14 protein-coding genes are annotated in these 16,730 nt (G+C 61.5%); 13 read left to right on the forward strand and 1 reads right to left on the reverse strand.

Features of this window, described 5'->3' with window-relative positions:
- From OS035_RS25025 to OS035_RS25035, 3 genes are all read left to right on the forward strand, one after another.
- Positions 1–3,062 (forward strand): beta strand repeat-containing protein (locus OS035_RS25025; RefSeq protein ID WP_331814196.1); only part of this gene is annotated, 3,062 nt, incomplete at its 5' end.
- 81 nt (positions 3,063–3,143) lie between these two features.
- Positions 3,144–3,443 (forward strand): VOC family protein, encoded by a 300-nt coding sequence (locus OS035_RS25030; RefSeq protein ID WP_331814197.1) that lies wholly within the window; start codon positions 3,144–3,146, stop codon positions 3,441–3,443.
- Positions 3,444–3,635: 192 nt separating this feature from the next.
- Positions 3,636–4,250 (forward strand): GntR family transcriptional regulator, encoded by a 615-nt coding sequence (locus OS035_RS25035; RefSeq protein ID WP_097628937.1) that lies wholly within the window; start codon positions 3,636–3,638, stop codon positions 4,248–4,250.
- A 50-nt stretch (positions 4,251–4,300) separates the two neighbouring features.
- Here the strand turns inward: OS035_RS25035 and OS035_RS25040 are convergent, their stop codons facing one another.
- The gene (locus tag OS035_RS25040; RefSeq protein WP_097628936.1) at positions 4,301–5,113 is read right to left on the reverse strand and encodes a ferredoxin--NADP reductase; all 813 of its coding nucleotides are present in this window, start codon (positions 5,111–5,113) and stop codon (positions 4,301–4,303) included.
- A 346-nt stretch (positions 5,114–5,459) separates the two neighbouring features.
- Between OS035_RS25040 and pcsA the strand changes: the two genes are divergently transcribed.
- From pcsA to yjfF, 10 genes are all read left to right on the forward strand, one after another.
- On the forward strand, positions 5,460–6,188 hold the full coding sequence (gene pcsA / locus OS035_RS25045; RefSeq protein WP_097628935.1) for a phosphatidylcholine synthase: 729 nt from the start codon (positions 5,460–5,462) through the stop codon (positions 6,186–6,188).
- A 10-nt stretch (positions 6,189–6,198) separates the two neighbouring features.
- Positions 6,199–7,179, forward strand: coding sequence for a quinone oxidoreductase family protein (locus OS035_RS25050; protein ID WP_097628934.1), 981 nt, complete (start codon positions 6,199–6,201; stop codon positions 7,177–7,179).
- Positions 7,180–7,218: 39 nt separating this feature from the next.
- Complete coding sequence (locus tag OS035_RS25055; protein ID WP_097628933.1) at positions 7,219–8,787, forward strand: ABC transporter ATP-binding protein; 1,569 nt, start codon at positions 7,219–7,221, stop codon at positions 8,785–8,787.
- An 11-nt stretch (positions 8,788–8,798) separates the two neighbouring features.
- Positions 8,799–9,881 carry an ABC transporter permease gene (locus tag OS035_RS25060; RefSeq protein ID WP_097628932.1) on the forward strand — a complete coding sequence of 361 codons (1,083 nt, stop codon included), beginning with the start codon at positions 8,799–8,801 and terminating at the stop codon, positions 9,879–9,881.
- Positions 9,878–10,798 carry an ABC transporter permease gene (locus OS035_RS25065; RefSeq protein WP_097628931.1) on the forward strand — a complete coding sequence of 307 codons (921 nt, stop codon included), beginning with the start codon at positions 9,878–9,880 and terminating at the stop codon, positions 10,796–10,798. Before OS035_RS25060 ends, OS035_RS25065 begins: the two co-directional genes overlap by 4 nt.
- A gap of 53 nt (positions 10,799–10,851) precedes the next feature.
- Positions 10,852–11,928: a BMP family ABC transporter substrate-binding protein gene (locus OS035_RS25070; RefSeq protein ID WP_097628930.1), complete on the forward strand. Its 1,077-nt coding sequence runs from the start codon at positions 10,852–10,854 to the stop codon at positions 11,926–11,928.
- A 142-nt stretch (positions 11,929–12,070) separates the two neighbouring features.
- On the forward strand, positions 12,071–13,033 hold the full coding sequence (gene ytfQ / locus OS035_RS25075; protein WP_183777704.1) for a galactofuranose ABC transporter, galactofuranose-binding protein YtfQ: 963 nt from the start codon (positions 12,071–12,073) through the stop codon (positions 13,031–13,033).
- Between the two features lie 186 nt (positions 13,034–13,219).
- The gene (ytfR, locus tag OS035_RS25080; RefSeq protein WP_183777703.1) at positions 13,220–14,743 is read left to right on the forward strand and encodes a galactofuranose ABC transporter, ATP-binding protein YtfR; all 1,524 of its coding nucleotides are present in this window, start codon (positions 13,220–13,222) and stop codon (positions 14,741–14,743) included.
- Complete coding sequence (locus OS035_RS25085; protein ID WP_097628927.1) at positions 14,740–15,753, forward strand: ABC transporter permease; 1,014 nt, start codon at positions 14,740–14,742, stop codon at positions 15,751–15,753. Before ytfR ends, OS035_RS25085 begins: the two co-directional genes overlap by 4 nt.
- On the forward strand, positions 15,750–16,721 hold the full coding sequence (yjfF, locus tag OS035_RS25090; protein WP_331814198.1) for a galactofuranose ABC transporter, permease protein YjfF: 972 nt from the start codon (positions 15,750–15,752) through the stop codon (positions 16,719–16,721). The genes OS035_RS25085 and yjfF overlap by 4 nt, the downstream gene beginning before the upstream one ends.
- The last annotated feature ends 9 nt before the right edge of the window (positions 16,722–16,730 follow it).

Genomic DNA, 16,730 nt, shown 5'->3' on the forward strand with positions numbered 1-16,730 from the left:
CCAACGATACCCTGGACGGCGGCGCCGGCAATGACCAGCTGTTCGGCGGCGCCGGCACCGACATCCTCATCGGCGGCGCAGGTAATGATGTGCTCCAGGGCGGCGACGGCAACGACAGCCTCACCGGCGGCGCGGGGGCAGATCAATTGGATGGCGGCACGGGCAACGATACAGCAGCCTATACCGGCCAGGTCACCCTTAATCTGAAGACCGGCGTCCATACAGGCGATGCGGCCGGCGACACCTTCAGCGGCATCGAGATGCTCAGCGGCTCGTCCGCCAACGACACTTTCGTCGGCAACGGCACTACCATCACCTTCAACGGCGGCGCCGGCACCGACATCGTCGATTATTCCACCTCGGCTGCGGCCGTCAACGTAACCCTTGGGGCCGCCGGGGTGACGACGGTTGCAACGGGCGGCGACGCTGAAGGCAACAGCCTCGTCAACATCGAGCGAGTCGTAGGATCGTCCTTCGCCGACACCTTGGGCTCTTCCACGTCTGGACACACCCTCGTCGGCGGAGCGGGAGACGATATCTATCTCGTCGACAACCAGGGCGTCACCATCGTCGAGGCCGCTGGCGAAGGTACGGACGAGATCCGTACCACGCTGACAACCTTTTCAATGGCGAACTACACCAATGTCGAGCGGGTGACCTTCACCGGCACCGGGGCAGTGAACCTGACCGGCGGCGCCGGCGATGACATCCTCATCGGAGGCGCGGCCAATGATATCCTGGACGGCGCCGGCGGGAACGATACCCTGATCGGCAGCGGGGGCGCCGACCAGCTGATCGGCGGCACAGGGACGGATACCGCCAGCTATGCCAATGCGGCGGCTGCGATCACGCTTAATCTGAAGACCGGGGTCCACACCGGCGACGCCGCCGGCGACACCTTCACCGGCATCGAAGCATTCGAGGGCTCGAGCTTCGACGACACCTTCTTCAGCTCAGCTTCGGCAGATAATCTGAATGGCGCAGCAGGCACTGATACGATTGACTATTCGCTCTCCAGTGCTGCGGTAAACGTCGATCTGACGACCAACATCGTTAGCGGTGGCGATGCGGCGGGGGACGTTCTCGCCAATTTCGAGCGGGTCATTGGCTCTTCCTTCGCCGACACCCTGGGCTCGTCGACATCAGGACACAGCCTCGTCGGAGGAACCGGAGATGATATCTATCTCGTCGGCAACCAAGGCGTGACGATTACGGAGGCTGCTGGAGAGGGTACGGACGAGATCCGCACTACGCTGGCAACCTATTCGATGGCGGCTTTCGCCAATGTCGAGCGGCTGACCTTTACCGGCACCGGCAACGCGACCCTGACCGGTAATAGCGGCAATAACGTCATAACCGGTGGAACCGGCAATGATACGCTGAATGGCGGCGCCGGAGCCGATCAACTGATCGGCGGTGCGGGCACGGATACCGCCAGCTATGCCAATGCGGCGGCCGCAATCACTATCAATCTGAAGACTGGCGTCCACATTGGCGACGCCGCCGGAGACACCTTCAGCAGCATTGAGACGTTCGTCGGCTCTTCCTCCAAGGACACCTTCGTTGGCAACGGCACAGCCGTCACCTTCAACGGCGGTGTCGGCACCGACACCGTCAGCTATTCCTCTTCGGCTGCAGCGGTCAGCGTGATCCTTGGGGCTAGCGGAGTGACGGCCATCGCATCGGGCGGCGACGCGGAGGGCAACAGGCTCGTCAGCATCGAGCAGGTCATCGGTTCGGCCTTCGCAGACACGCTCGGCTCGACCGCCACGACCACCCAGACGCTGCAGGGCGGCGGCGGCAACGATACCTATGTTGTCAGCTCCCAGAACATCGTCATCACCGAATCGGCAGGCGGAGGCGACGACGAGATCCGCACCACTGCGACCTCCTACTCGATGGCGGCCTACGCCAATATCGAGCATCTCACCTTCACCGGCGCCGGCAACGCGACCCTGACCGGCAATGCCGGCGACAACGTCATAACAGGTGGAATAGGCAACGATACGCTGATCGGAGGTGCCGGAGCCGACCAGTTGATCGGCGGTGCGGGCGCGGATACCGCCAGCTATGCCAATGCGGCGGCGGCAATCACTCTCGATTTGAAGACCGGGGTCCATACAGGCGACGCCGCCGGCGACAGCTTCGACAGCATTGAAGCTTTCGTAGGGTCGAACTTCAACGACACCTTCTTCAGCTCAGCTTCGGCGGACAATCTGAATGGCGGAGCGGGCACTCTGGATACGATCGATTATTCGCTCTCCAGCGATGCGGTAGATATCAACCTGACAACCAAGGTCGTCAGCGGTGGCTACGCGTCAGGTGACGTTCTGGCCAATTTCGAGCGGGTCGTTGGCTCCTCCTTCGCCGACACCCTGGCCTCTTCCACTTCGGGACACGCCCTCGTCGGAGCCGCGGGAGACGATATCTATCTCATCGACGCTCAGGGTGTGACGATCACGGAGGCTGCAGGAGAGGGGACGGACGAGATCCGCACCACACTGACAAGCTATTTGATGGCGAACGATGCCAACGTCGAGCGGCTGACTTTCACCGGCACCGGCAATGCAACACTGACCGGCAACACCGGCGACAACATCATCACCGGTGGAACCGGCAATGATACGCTGAATGGCGGCGGCGGAGCAGACCAGCTTCATGGGGGCAGCGGCGATGATACGCTCTTTAGCGGCACTGGCGATTTCCACCTCTATGGCGACGACGGCAGCGATACCTTGAACCTGATATTGGGCCAAGGTTTTGCAGATGGCGGCAACGACGGCGACAGCTACCATGTGAACATGGCTCTTGCTGCGACGATCAAGGACACTGGTGTCGAAGGAAGTGACGCGGTGTATCTGGACAGGGTTCTATCCTTGGCGGATTTGGATAACCTGAGAGTGGGGGATGATCTCGTTCTTCAATCTCATGCCGACGCGACGCCCGGCACAGGCTATGAAAACGCCACGGTGATACTGCAAGACTGGTACGCCGGAGCAAACAGCATCGAGTTCTTCTACCTTGCGGATGGCACGCAGGTTTCGGGAACTCTGTTCAGCTAAGTTTGGCCTGAGGCAACGCAGCCGCAGGAACAGCGGTTGCGTTGCACTCAAAGTAAACTTGAGGAGACATGAGGCGCCGTCATGCCGCTCAACAGGCTGGTGATCTACGCCGGGAACGTCGAGGAAACGGCGCGGTTTTATGAGAAGCACTTCGGATTTAAGGCGACCAGCTTGCCCGGCGATCGCATCGTTGAACTCGTCGCTCAGGACGGCGGCGCCAATATAATGCTTCATCAGGCCGCCAAAGGGCAGCGGGGCGGCCAATCCATCGTCAAGCTTGTATTCGACGTGGACGCCAACCCCGCTCTCTGTCCTCCTCGGCTTTGGGCCGAGGATCCATGCCATTACTGCTGGTGGATGTGGTGTGGATGCTCGGCTTAAGGCCGAGCATAACGGAGGTGGGGCGAGGGAAGGGAGTTCTTTGCGGCGTAGACCACCAGGTCAGCAATCGCATTCGTCGAATTCACACCGCTGTTATCTCTTTGTCTCTATTCCGATATTTCAATGCCGACTTGTCTTCGGCTTTTCGCCGTGCGACAAGGTGATATATCAGATCGGCAGCGGATTTTCAGCATGCAGACCTCACAGAGCCATCTTGCCTATCTTGCGCTGGAACACCTGATCGTCACACTGGCGCTGAAGCCCGGGGCGCTCGTCACCGAAAAACAGCTGATCGATATGGCGGGCCATGGGCGGACGCCGGTGCGGGAGGCCATTCAGAAGCTCGCCTGGCAGGGGCTGATCTTGGTAAAGCCGCGCGTCGGGCTGCAGATTGCCGAGATCGCGCCGGAGGATCATGGCAATGTCATGCAGGTGCGCCGTGAACTGGAGCCGATCGCGGCAAGCCTCGTTGCCGAGCATGCCACGGACGAACAGCGCGGGCGCCTCGGCGACTGCGCCCGGGCCATGGACAAATGCGCCGCCACGGGCGATCTCGCCGGCTTCTTTGCCGCCGACAAGACCTTCGACGAAATCCTCGAAGAGGTCTGCCCGAATGGTTTTATCACCGCGGCGCTCGGCCCGGTGCAGACGCATTCGCGTCGCCTCTGGTACTCCACCGCAAACCCGGAGCGAATGGATCGCGCCATCGCATTGCATGTCGCTGTCATCCAGGCCATCCACCGAGGCAAGCCGGATGCGGCGCGCGCCGCGATGGCGATGCTGATCGACTATCTCGCCCAGACATAAAAACGGCCCCGTTTCCGGAGCCGTTGTCAGGTCTGATTGTCGGAAAAACCTCAGCCGACGAAAGCGCGCTCGATGACGAATTCGGCGGGCTTGCTGTTGGCGCCTTCGTTGAGGCCGGCCTTTTCGAGCAGTTCCTTGGTGTCCTTCAGCATGGCCGAGGAGCCGCAGATCATGCCGCGGTCGATCGCCGGGTCGAGCGGCGGTACGCCGAGATCGGTAAACAGCTTGCCCGACGAGATCAGGTCGGTGATGCGGCCGCGATATTCGAAATCCTCGCGCGTGACGGTCGCATAATGGCGCAGCTTGTCGCCGACCACTTCCTTCAGCAGCTCGTCATTCTGGATCTCGTTGACGAGGTCGAAGCCGTATTGCAGCTCGGCGACATCGCGGGTGGTATGGGTGAGGATGACTTCCTCGAACTTCTCATAGGTCTCGGGATCGCGGATCAGGCTGGCGAAAGGCGCAACGCCCGTTCCCGTCGAGAACATGTAGAGACGACGGCCTGGTGTCAGCGCATCGAGCACCAGCGTGCCGGTCGGCTTCTTGCGCATCAGCACCTGATCGCCCGGCTTGATCGCCTGCAGATGCGAGGTCAGCGGGCCATCCGGCACCTTGATCGAGAAGAATTCAAGCTCTTCGGCCCAGGCGGGGCTGGCGATCGAATAGGCGCGGAAGACCGGTTTGCCCTCGACCATCAGGCCGATCATCGCGAATTCGCCGGAACGGAAACGGAAGCCCTGCGGCCGGGTCATCGTGAAGCGGAAGAGCCGGTCCGTATAGTGCGTGACATCGAGCACCGTCTCGGCATAGACGCCGGCGGGGATGGACAAGGCGAAGTCTTCGGTCTTTGCAGGCGCGTTCATTTCGGTAGCGGATCCCGTTTCGTCGGATGAACAGTCGGATGCGAGCGAGATATTACAAATCGGGCCGGAATTAAAGGCATTCCATTCCACGCGACGCTTCTAAAGGGAAATATGCATGTCATCGTCAGGATTCAATGGCTGGCGGGGAATGTCGTATTTCCCGCTGGCGAAGCCCGGCAAAGGATGCATATTAGAGCAGCACGCCGGAAACGGATGCCGGTTTTCGGCAAAAATGGTGCGACAACAAAGACCTACGGCGTCGAACCCGATTCAGCAACAGGGTTCGGCGATGGTGGCGAAAAAAAGATGCTTGCCGGGGCGAGCGCGATAGGGCGGTCGGGGGAATATGAAGATTTTCAACTACAAGCGTGTTCCTTATGCGGAGATGCGCGCCTTTTCCGTCCATATCCTGACGGCATCCGGCTCCTTCCTTGCCTTTCTCGGCGTCGTTGCCGCCGCCGAACACCGCTTCATCGACATGTTCTGGTGGCTGGGCCTCGCCCTTCTGGTTGACGGCATAGACGGGCCGATCGCCCGCAAGGTGCGCGTCAAGGAAGTGCTGCCGAACTGGTCGGGAGATACGCTCGACAATATCATCGACTACGTCACCTATGTGCTTCTGCCGGCCTTCGCGCTTTATCAGAGCGGCATGATCGGCGAGCCCTGGTCCTTCGTCGCCGCCGGCATGATCGTCGTCTCCAGCGCCATCTACTATGCCGATATGGGCATGAAGACGGACGAGTATTTCTTCTCCGGCTTCCCTGTCGTCTGGAACATGATCGTCTTCACGCTGTTCGTCATCGATGCGAGCGCCACGACGGCGCTCACTGTTGTCATCGTCTCGGTGGTGCTGACCTTCCTGCCGATCAATTTCCTCCACCCGGTCCGGGTCAAAAGGCTGCGCCCGCTCAACCTCGGCGTCTTTTTCCTGTGGTCGGCGCTGGGGATTTTTTCGCTGCTGATGCATTTCGACACGCCCGAATGGGCGCTCATTCTCTTTATCGTGACCGGGGTCTATCTTTACGTCATCGGCGCGGTGCTGCAATTCTTCCCCGCCCTCGGACGAAAAGCTTAGGACAAGCCAGATGACGAAAACGCAGGCGATTTCATTTTCGAGAACGGGCGGGCCGGAGGTCTTCGATTACGTCGAGCTCGATCTGCCGCCGCCCGCAGCCGGCGAGGTGCAGATCCGCCAGGCGGCGGTCGGCCTCAATTTCATCGATGTCTATTTCCGCAACGGCACCTATAAGGCGCCGCATTTGCCCTTTGTCACCGGCAAGGAGGGCGCCGGCACGGTGACGGCAGTCGGCCCCGGCGTTACCGATTTCAATATCGGCGACCGCGTCGCCTATGCCGGCGCCGACGGCGCCTATAGCGCCGAACGCAATATCGAGACGCGGCATCTGGTGCTTGTGCCTGACGGCATAGAACTCGAAACGGCAGCGGCGATGATGCTGAAGGGCATGACCGCCGAATATCTCTTGAACCGCACCTTCAAGGTCGGCCCGCAGACGGTCCTACTGTTCCACGCCGCTGCCGGCGGCGTCGGCCTAATCGCCGGCCAATGGGCAAAGGCGCTCGGCGCCACCGTCATCGGCACGGCGGGCTCCGAAGACAAGATCGAGCTGGCGCTCGCCCATGGCTACGACCATGTGATCAACTACAAGAGCGAAGACTTCGTCGCCCGCGTGCGCGAAATCACCGGGGGCAAGGGCGTCGATGTCGTCTACGATTCGATCGGCCGCGATACTTTTCCACAGTCGCTCGACTGCCTGAAGCCGCGCGGCCTTTTTGCCTCTTTCGGCCAATCCTCCGGGCCGATCGAGAACTTTACCCTGGCGATGCTGGCGCAGAAGGGCTCGCTGTTTGCGACGCGGCCGACGCTCTTCACCTACATCGCCGCCCGCCAGGAGCTGACCGACAGCGCCAAGGCGCTATTTGATGTTGTGCAAAGCAACAAAGTGCGTATCAATATCAATCAAACCTATCCCTTGCGTGAAGTTGGGCAGGCTCACGCGGATCTGGAAACAAGAAAAACAACAGGAACGACGCTGCTGATTCCATGAGATCCGAACGGACCGATCGGCAGAAGAAATGAGGGGAACGTGTCGCCATTGAATGTGCCGGAACCCGGTGCGTTGTTATCCGTCCAGAAGCTGACGAAGTTTTTCGGTGGCTTTGCCGCCTGCAATGAAATCGATCTCGATATCGCGCCGGGCGAAATTCACGCGCTTCTCGGCGAAAATGGCGCAGGCAAATCCACCCTGGTGAAGATGCTGTTCGGCGTGCTGGAGCCGACGCACGGGCATATCCTCTGGCAGGGCAAGCCGGTGTCGGTCGCCTCGCCGGGCGAGGCCCGCAAGCTCGGCATCGGCATGGTCTTCCAGCATTTTTCGCTGTTCGAGGCGCTGACCGTCGCCGAAAACATCGCGCTGTCGCTCGACGACTCCATCCCGATCGGCAAGATCGCCGAGCAGGCGAGGGCGCTGTCTCAAGCTTACGGCCTGCCGCTCGATCCGCATGCCCATGTCGCCGATCTCTCCGTCGGCGAGCGCCAGCGCATCGAGATCGTCCGCGCGCTGCTGCAGAACCCGAAGCTGATCATTCTCGACGAGCCGACCTCGGTGCTGACGCCGCAGGAGGCCGACCGGCTGTTCGAAACGCTGTTCAAGCTGCGCGCCGAGGGCCGCTCGGTTCTCTATATCAGCCACCGCCTGGAAGAGGTGCAGCGCATCTGCGATCGCGCCACGGTGCTGCGCCATGGCAGCGTCACCGGCGCCTGCGATCCGAAGCAGGAAACGCCGGCCTCGCTTGCCCGCATGATGGTCGGCAGCGAGGTGGCGAGCGTCACCCATCCCGAGCGGAGCGACAAGGGTGAGGTGCAGCTTGCCGTTGCCAACCTTTCGGTCGCACCCCGCACGCCTTTCGCCATGCCGCTGCGCGACGTCTCGATGGCGGTGCGCGCTGGCGAAATCCTCGCCATCGCCGGCGTCGCCGGCAACGGCCAGAGCGAGCTTTTCGATGCCCTCTCCGGCGAATATCCGGTCGCGTCGGCAGAAGCGATCGTCATTCGCAAGAAGCCTGTGGGCACGGAGGGCATCACCGCCCGCCGCCTGCTCGGCGCCGGTTTCGTGCCGGAGGAGCGGCACGGCCATGCCGCCGTCTCCGCCATGAAACTGTCTGACAATCTGGTGCTCGCCCGCAGCCAGTCGGACCGCAAGGCCTTTCTCGGCCTGCTCGGCATCATCCGCCATGGCGCGGTGAAATCTGCCGCACGGCGGATTTCCGAGGCGATGGATGTGCGCAAGAGCGGCGACGACCCGGCCGCAGGCTCGCTCTCCGGCGGCAATCTGCAGAAATTCATCGTCGGCCGCGAACTCGACCGCCAGCCGGCCGTGCTCGTCGTCAACCAGCCGACCTGGGGTGTCGATGCCGGGGCTGCAAGCCGCATCCGCCAGGCTCTGGTCGATCTGGCAAAGGCCGGCTCCGCCGTCGTCGTCATCAGCCAGGATCTCGACGAGATCTTCGAAGTGGCGACCGATATTGCCGTCATCTCCGAGGGACGCCTTTCCAGCCCGTTCCCGGCTGGCGAACTGACACGCGAAAAGATCGGACTGCTGATGGGCGGCCTGCACCAGAGCGGTGGTGCCCCAGAGGCGCCGCATGCGCATTGAAGAGGCAGCCCATGCGCATTGAACTCGAAAAACGCCCCGACGTCTCGAAGCTCTATACCTTCGTCTCGCCGCTGCTGGCCCTTGTGCTGACACTGGTGTTCGGCGCCATCATGTTTGCCATGCTCGGCAAGGACCCTGTGGAGGCGCTGGACGCCTTCTTCGTCGAGCCGCTGCTCGAGGTCTGGTCTCTGCACGAACTGGCGATCAAGGCGGCACCGTTGATCCTGATCGCTGTCGGCCTGGCGGTCTGCTACCGCTCGAACAACTGGAATATCGGCGCCGAAGGCCAGTTCACCATCGGCGCCATCACCGGCTCCTATCTGCCGATCGTCTTCTACGACTGGCACTCGCCGCTTGTCCTGCCGCTGATGCTCATCCTGGGAGCGCTCGGCGGTGCGCTTTTCGCCGCCATTCCGGCGCTGTTGAAGGCGCATTTCAACACCAACGAAATCCTGACGTCGCTGATGCTGGTCTATATCGCCCAGCTCTTCCTCGACTGGCTGATCCGTGGCGCCTGGCGCGATCCGAAGGGCTTCAACTTTCCGGTCTCGCGCGATTTCGCGCCTGAGGCGGTGCTGCCGGCGATCTGGGAAGAGTCGGGCCGGGCCCATTGGGCCTTCATCTTCGCCCTCATTGCGGCCGTCGGCGTCTGGTTCATGCTGCGCTACACGCTGAAAGGCTTCGAGATCGTCGTGCTCGGCCAGTCGGAACGGGCAGGGCGCTTTGCCGGTTTCTCGTCGAAGAAAATGATCTGGTTCAGCTTCCTCTTCTCCGGCGCCCTTGCCGGCCTCGCCGGGATAGCCGAGGTCTCCGGCTCGATCGGCCACCTGCAGCCGGCGATCTCGCCGGGCTACGGCTTCACCGCCATTATTGTCGCCTTCTTGGGACGCCTCAATCCGCTCGGCATCATCGCATCGGGCCTGGTGCTGGCATTGACCTATCTCGGCGGCGAGGCCGCACAGCTGTCGCTCGGCGTTTCCGACAAGGTCACCCGCGTCTTCCAGGGGCTGCTGCTCTTCTTCGTGCTCTCCTGCGATACGCTGATCTATTACAAAATCCGCATCGTCTGGTCGCGGGTCAGGGGCGCGGCATGAGCATCTTCGAAGCAATTCTGCTGACCGTCATCACCGCCTCGACGCCGCTCGTCATCGCAGCGCTGGGCGAACTCGTCACCGAGCGCTCCGGCGTGCTCAATCTCGGCGTCGAAGGCATGATGATCATGGGCGCGGTCGCCGCATTTGCCGGAGCGCAAATGTCGGGCTCGCCCTATGTCGGCATGGTCTGCGGCATTGCCGCAGGCGCGCTTTTCTCGCTTCTCTTCGCTTTCCTGACGCTGACGCTGGTGGCAAACCAGGTGGCAACGGGTCTGGCGCTTACCCTTCTCGGCCTCGGCGTGTCGGGCATGCTCGGCGAAGCCTATGTCAGCATGCCCGGCATTCGTCTGGGTGAGATCGTTATTCCGCTCCTCTCCGGCATCCCGGTCATCGGCCATGTTCTCTTCCGGCAAGATCTGATCTTCTACCTGTCGATTGCGCTTGTGGTCGGCGTCAGCTGGTTCCTGTTCCGCAGCCGGGCCGGGCTGAAGCTGAGGGCGATCGGCGACAGTCACGCTTCGGCCCATGCGCTCGGCATTCAGGTTATCCGCACGCGCTATCTGGCGGTGATGTTCGGCGGCGCCTGCGCCGGTCTTGCCGGCGCCCAGCTGTCGCTCGTCTATACCCCGCAATGGGCGGAGAACATGTCGGCCGGACGCGGCTGGATCACGCTGGCGCTGGTGGTCTTTGCCTCCTGGCGGCCGTGGCGGGTCTTTGCCGGCGGTTATCTCTTCGGCGCGGTCACCATCCTGCAACTGCACGCGCAGGCCTTCGGTCTCGGCATTCCCTCACAGTTCCTCTCGATGCTGCCCTATGCCGCGACTATTGTGGTTCTCATCATCATTTCTCATAATCGGCGCACGACGTTGATCAATACGCCCGCCTCGCTCGGAAAAGCCTTCGTGCCGGAGCGATAAGGCAAAGACAAAGACGGGTTTCCGCAAATAACTTCAAACCAACAGGGGTTACCATGAAGAAATACGCATTCGCACTCGCCGCCTCGGCTGCCGCCGTGATCGGCATCTCGTCGGCCGCTCAGGCTGCTGATAAGACGAAGGTCTGCTTCGTCTATGTCGGTTCGCACACCGATGGCGGTTATTCGCAGGCGCATGATCTCGGCCGCCAGCAGGTCCAGGCCGAATTCGGCGACAAGATCGACACGCCTTACCTCGAAAACGTGCCGGAAGGCCCGGATGCCGAGCGCGCCATCGAGCGTCTTGCCCGTTCCGGCTGCAAGCTGATCTTCACGACGTCCTTCGGCTTCATGGATGCGACGGTCAAGGTTGCCGCCAAGTTCCCCGACGTCAAGTTCGAGCACGGCACCGGGTACAAATCCGGCCCCAATCTCGCCACCTACAATTCGCGCTTCTATGAAGGCCGCTATATCCTCGGCCAGATCGCCGCTAAGACCTCGAAGAATCACGCCGCCGCCTACATCGCCTCCTTCCCGATTCCGGAAGTGGTGATGGGCATCAACTCCTTCGAGCAGGGCGCCAAGTCGGTCGATCCGAGCTTCAAGCTGAAGGTCATCTGGGTCAACACCTGGTTCGACCCCGGCAAGGAAGCCGATGCCGCCAAGGCGATGGTCGACCAGGGCGTCGACGTGCTGACCCAGCACACGGATACGACCGCGCCGATGCAGGTTGCCGAAGAACGCGGCATCCACGCCTTCGGTCAGGCATCCGACATGATCGCGGCAGGCCCCAAGGCGCAGCTGACGGCGATCGTCGATACCTGGGGCACCTACTACTCCAAGCGCGTCCACGCGCTTCTGGACGGCACCTGGAAGTCCGAGCAGAGCTGGGACGGCCTGAAGGACGGAATCCTGAAGATGGCGCCCTATACCAACATGCCTGACGATGTGAAGAAGATGGCCGAGGAAACCGAAGCCAAGATCAAGTCGGGTGAGCTGCATCCCTTCACCGGCCCGATCAACAAGCAGGACGGCACGCCCTGGCTGAAGGCCGGCGAGAAGGCCGATGACGGCACGCTGCTCGGCATGAATTTCTATGTCGAAGGCGTCGACGACAAGCTACCGGCGCAATAAGCAGTCTTCAATTCGCACGTGCGAAGGGCGCCCCTTGTGGGCGCTCTTTTTTGCTGCGCTGCATGCAAAGATTCCGATTTACAAAAGTAATACTATATGATTTTTTGACCGTGCGCCGCGAGACGCGGCTTGGGAGGAAATCATGAAATTGAAGACTGCACTTTTGAGTGCCACGATTCTTGCTACCTGCATGTTTGGTTCGGCTTCGGCCGGCGGATTGACCGTCGGCTTCTCGCAGATCGGCTCGGAATCGGGCTGGCGCGCGGCTGAAACGACCGTAACCAAGGAGCAGGCCAAGAAGCGCGGCATCGATCTGAAGTTTGCCGATGCACAGCAGAAGCAGGAAAATCAGATCAAGGCTCTGCGCTCCTTCATTGCTCAGGGCGTCGATGCCATTCTCATTGCTCCGGTCGTCGAAACCGGCTGGGATGACGTTCTGAAGGAAGCCAAGGAAGCCAAGATTCCGGTCATCCTGCTCGACCGCACCATCAAGGCTCCTGATGATCTCTACCTGACGGCTGTCACTTCGGACCTGGTCCACGAAGGCAAGGTCGCCGGTGACTTCCTGGTCAAGACCGTCGGCGACAAGAAGTGCAACGTCGTCGAGCTGCAGGGCACGACCGGTTCGTCGCCGGCCATCGCCCGCAAGAAGGGCTTCGAAGAAGCTCTCGCCGGCCACGACAACCTCAAGATCGTTCGCAGCCAGACCGGTGACTTCACCCGCACCAAGGGCAAGGAAGTCATGGAAAGCTTCCTGAAGGCCGAAAATGGCGGCAAGGACATCTGCGCTCTCTACGCCCATAACGACGACATGGCCGTCGGCGCCATCCAGGCGATCAAGGAAGCCGGCCTGAAGCCCGGCAAGGATATCCTCGTCGTCTCGATCGACGCCGTGCCGGATATCTTCAAGGCCATGTCCGAAGGCGAGTCCAATGCCACGGTCGAGCTGACGCCTAATATGGCAGGTCCGGCCTTCGATGCGCTCGATGCCTACCTGAATGACAAGAAGGCTCCGCCGAAGTGGATCCAGACCGAATCCAAGCTCTACACGCCCGCCGACGAGCCGATGAAGGTCTACGAAGAGAAGAAGGGTCAGGGCTACTGATCTGATTTGACGCCGCTGCATAATCCTCAAATCGGGATCGATTTGAGGGTAGAATGATGCAGCATTCAAGCGCTGTAGAACCGCACCGGCCCATCATGGACCGGTGCGGAACTGCCTTGCCGCCTTGGGACGTCATGTCCGGCCGCGGCGCGGCTTTTGCCGTCAATATCAGGAAAACAGACCCTTATGATTCACGATTTCGAGAACGTTCTCGCGGCTTCCGGAATATCGAAATTCTTTCCCGGCGCAGTGGCGTTGGACAAGGTCGATTTCACGCTGCGCAAGGGCGAGGTGCACGCGCTGCTGGGCGAGAACGGTGCCGGCAAATCGACACTGATCAAATGCATCACCGGCGCTTATCATCGTGACGAGGGCAGCCTGACCCTCGACGGCCAGGAAATCAATCCGGCTAATACGCTCGCCGCCCAGAAGCTCGGCATCGGCACGGTTTACCAGGAGGTCAACCTGCTGGCCAATCTGAGCGTCGCCGAAAATCTCTTTCTCGGACGCCAGCCAAGGCGTTTCGGCATGACCGACGTGCGCGCGATGAACCGCAAGGCGCGCGATCTGCTCACCGGCTACGGCATCGATATCGACGTCACCGCCGAGCTTGGCCGCTTCTCCGTCGCCGTCCAGCAGGTGGTCGCCATCGCCCGCGCCGTTGATCTTTCCGGCAAGGTGCTGATCCTGGATGAGCCCACCGCCAGCCTCGACAACCAGGAAGTGGCGCTGCTCTTTCGCATCATCGAGGACCTGAAGAAGCGCGGTCTGGGCATCGTCTTCATCACCCATTTTCTCGAACAGGTCTATGCGATCAGCGACCGGATCACCGTGCTGCGCAACGGCAAGCTCGTCGGCACCCGCGACGTCGCCGATCTGCCGCGCCAGGGCCTGATCGCCATGATGCTCGGCCGTGAATTGGCGCATGTCGAGGAGACGGTACGGGAGCACAGCCTTGCGGCCGGCGAGGTCCGCTATCGTTTTGCCGGCTACGGCAAACGCGGCAAGGTCAAGCCCTTCGATCTTGATGTGCGCGCCGGCGAGGTGGTCGGTGTTGCCGGTCTGCTCGGCTCCGGCCGCACGGAAACCGCCGAGCTTCTCTTCGGCATCGAGCATGCCGACAGCGGCAGCGCCACGATCGACGGGCAGCCGGTGACGCTTTCCAGCCCGCGATCGGCCATCGAAAAAGGTTTCGGCTTCTGCCCCGAGGACCGCAAGACCGATGGCATCATCGGCGACCTGTCGATCCGGGAGAACATTGCCTTGGCGCTGCAGGCGCGCCGCGGCTGGACCCGGCCGCTGTCGCGCGCCGAGCAGAATGCGCTTGCCGACCGCTACATCAAGGCGCTTGATATCCGCACCACCGATCGCGAAAAGCCGATCCGGCTCCTCTCCGGCGGCAATCAGCAGAAGGCGATCCTGGCCCGCTGGCTGGCGACCAATCCGAAGTTTCTGATCCTCGACGAGCCGACCCGCGGCATCGATGTCGGCGCCCATGCCGAGATCATCAAGCTCATTGAGCAACTCTGCGCCGAAGGCATGTCGCTGATCGTGATTTCCTCGGAACTTGAAGAGCTTGTCGCCTATAGTTCACGTGTCATTGTCCTTCGCGACAGGCAGCATATCGCCGAACTCACCGGCGAACGTATCACCGCGGCGGGCATTGTCGAAGCCATTGCCGCCGCCGAACATAAGAAGGAGGATGCATGAGGTCCTCGCTGAAGGCGCTGGCTTATCGCCTGGCGCCGCAATTGATCGCGCTCGTTGTCATTCTTTTGTTGAATTTCATCACGTCGCCGCAGTTTTTTAATGTGGTTGTTCAGAACGACCGGCTTTACGGCAGCCTGATCGATGTGCTCAATCGCGGCGCGCCGGTGGCGTTGCTGGCGATCGGCATGACGCTGGTCATTGCCACCAAGGGCATTGACCTGTCCGTCGGCGCCGTCATCGCCATCTGCGGCGCCGTCGCCGCCTCGTCAATTGTCACCGGAAATTCAGTGGCCTACACCATTGTCCTGACGCTGGCGATCGGCATTGCCTGCGGCGTCTGGAATGGTTTCCTGGTGGCGGTCCTCAATATCCAGCCGATCATCGCTACGCTGGTGCTGATGGTCGCCGGCCGCGGCATCGCCCAGCTCATCACCGAAGGCGCGATCCTCACCTTCAACGATGACGGGCTGACCTTCTTCGGTAGCGGTTCCTTGGCGCTCCTGCCGATGCCTGTGGTCATCTGGCTGCTCGTCGCTTTGCTCGTCATCCTGCTCGTCCGCCGCACGGCGCTCGGCATGCTGATCGAGGCCGTCGGCATCAATCGCCGCGCCAGCACGCTCTCCGGCATCCAGACGCCGGTCCTGCTGATGGCCGTCTACATGCTGAGCGGTCTCTGCGCCTCGATCGCCGGCATCATCGTCGCCGCCGACATCAAGGGGGCCGATGCCAACAATGCCGGCCTCTGGCTGGAACTCGACGCCATCCTCGCCGTCGTCGTCGGTGGCAATTCGCTGCTCGGCGGGCGCTTCAGCATCCTCGGATCGCTGATCGGCGCGATGATCATCCAGGCGGTGAATACCGGCATCCTGTCCTCCGGCTTCCCGCCCGAATTCAACCTGATCATCAAGGCCGTCATCATTATCGTCATCCTCGTCATCCAGTCGCCGGCGGTGCAGTCGCTCGCCATCTTCGCCAGCCGCCGGCAGGGCGGAAGGGAGCAGTCGAAATGAACTCCAAATACCTGCCGCTGCTGGCGACCATCGTCATCTTCGTGCTCGCTTATGCCGGTTGCACGCTGCAATATCCGAACATGCTGTCGACCCGCGTCATCGGCAATCTTCTGACCGACAACGCCTTCCTCGGCATCGCCGCCGTCGGCATGACCTTCGTCATCATCTCCGGCGGCATCGATCTGTCGATCGGATCGATCATCGCCTTCACCGGCGTCTTCCTCGCGGTGATCCTGCAGAAGACCTCGATCCATCCGCTGCTGGCCTTCGCGCTGGTGCTGGTCATCACCACCGCCTTTGGCGCGGTCATGGGCGCAATCATCCACTATCTCGAAATGCCGGCCTTCATCGTCACGCTCGCCGGCATGTTCCTGGCGCGCGGCATGGCCTTCGTGCTCTCGATCGACAGCATCCCGATCGACCACGAATATTATTCGACGCTGACGAGCCTCTATTGGCGCCTGCCCGGCGGCGGCGGCCGGCTGACGCTGATCGGCGCCATCATGCTTCTGGTCTTTGCCGTCGGCATTTTCATCGCCCAGCGCACCCGCTTCGGCACCAATGTCTATGCGCTCGGCGGCGGCCCGCAGACGGCCCGGTTGATGGGCGTGCCTGTGGGACGCACGACAATCCAGATTTATGCGCTGTCGGGCTTTCTAGCAGGCCTTTCCGGGATCGTTTTTTCGCTGTACACCTCTGCCGGATATTCTCTTGCAGCAGTCGGTGTCGAACTCGATGCCATCGCGGCGGTCGTCATTGGGGGGACGCTGCTGACCGGAGGAGCGGGATTCGTGGCGGGAACCTTCATCGGTATCCTGATCCAGGGGCTCATTCAGACCTACATCACCTTCGACGGCACTCTGTCGAGCTGGTGGACCAAGATTCTGATTGGCCTTTTGCTGTTTGCATTCATCCTGATGCAGAAAGCCATCCTGTTCGTTTCCAGTCTGAACAAGAGGTACGCCTGAGGGGAGAGG

Origin of the sequence: Rhizobium sp. 268 (assembly GCF_036571585.1) — a bacterium.
GTDB lineage: Bacteria > Pseudomonadota > Alphaproteobacteria > Rhizobiales > Rhizobiaceae > Rhizobium > Rhizobium redzepovicii.

What these genes read in the sequence shown, in the direction of transcription:
- OS035_RS25030 (WP_331814197.1), top strand. Translation starts at nt 3,144, where the DNA reads ATGCCGCTCAACAGGCTGGTGATCTACGCCGGGAACGTCGAGGAAACG.
- OS035_RS25035 (WP_097628937.1), top strand. Translation starts at nt 3,636, where the DNA reads ATGCAGACCTCACAGAGCCATCTTGCCTATCTTGCGCTGGAACACCTG.
- OS035_RS25040 (WP_097628936.1), bottom strand. Translation starts at nt 5,113, where the DNA reads ATGAACGCGCCTGCAAAGACCGAAGACTTCGCCTTGTCCATCCCCGCC.
- pcsA (WP_097628935.1), top strand. Translation starts at nt 5,460, where the DNA reads ATGAAGATTTTCAACTACAAGCGTGTTCCTTATGCGGAGATGCGCGCC.
- OS035_RS25050 (WP_097628934.1), top strand. Translation starts at nt 6,199, where the DNA reads ATGACGAAAACGCAGGCGATTTCATTTTCGAGAACGGGCGGGCCGGAG.
- OS035_RS25060 (WP_097628932.1), top strand. Translation starts at nt 8,799, where the DNA reads ATGCGCATTGAACTCGAAAAACGCCCCGACGTCTCGAAGCTCTATACC.
- OS035_RS25065 (WP_097628931.1), top strand. Translation starts at nt 9,878, where the DNA reads ATGAGCATCTTCGAAGCAATTCTGCTGACCGTCATCACCGCCTCGACG.
- OS035_RS25070 (WP_097628930.1), top strand. Translation starts at nt 10,852, where the DNA reads ATGAAGAAATACGCATTCGCACTCGCCGCCTCGGCTGCCGCCGTGATC.
- ytfQ (WP_183777704.1), top strand. Translation starts at nt 12,071, where the DNA reads ATGAAATTGAAGACTGCACTTTTGAGTGCCACGATTCTTGCTACCTGC.
- ytfR (WP_183777703.1), top strand. Translation starts at nt 13,220, where the DNA reads ATGATTCACGATTTCGAGAACGTTCTCGCGGCTTCCGGAATATCGAAA.
- OS035_RS25085 (WP_097628927.1), top strand. Translation starts at nt 14,740, where the DNA reads ATGAGGTCCTCGCTGAAGGCGCTGGCTTATCGCCTGGCGCCGCAATTG.
- yjfF (WP_331814198.1), top strand. Translation starts at nt 15,750, where the DNA reads ATGAACTCCAAATACCTGCCGCTGCTGGCGACCATCGTCATCTTCGTG.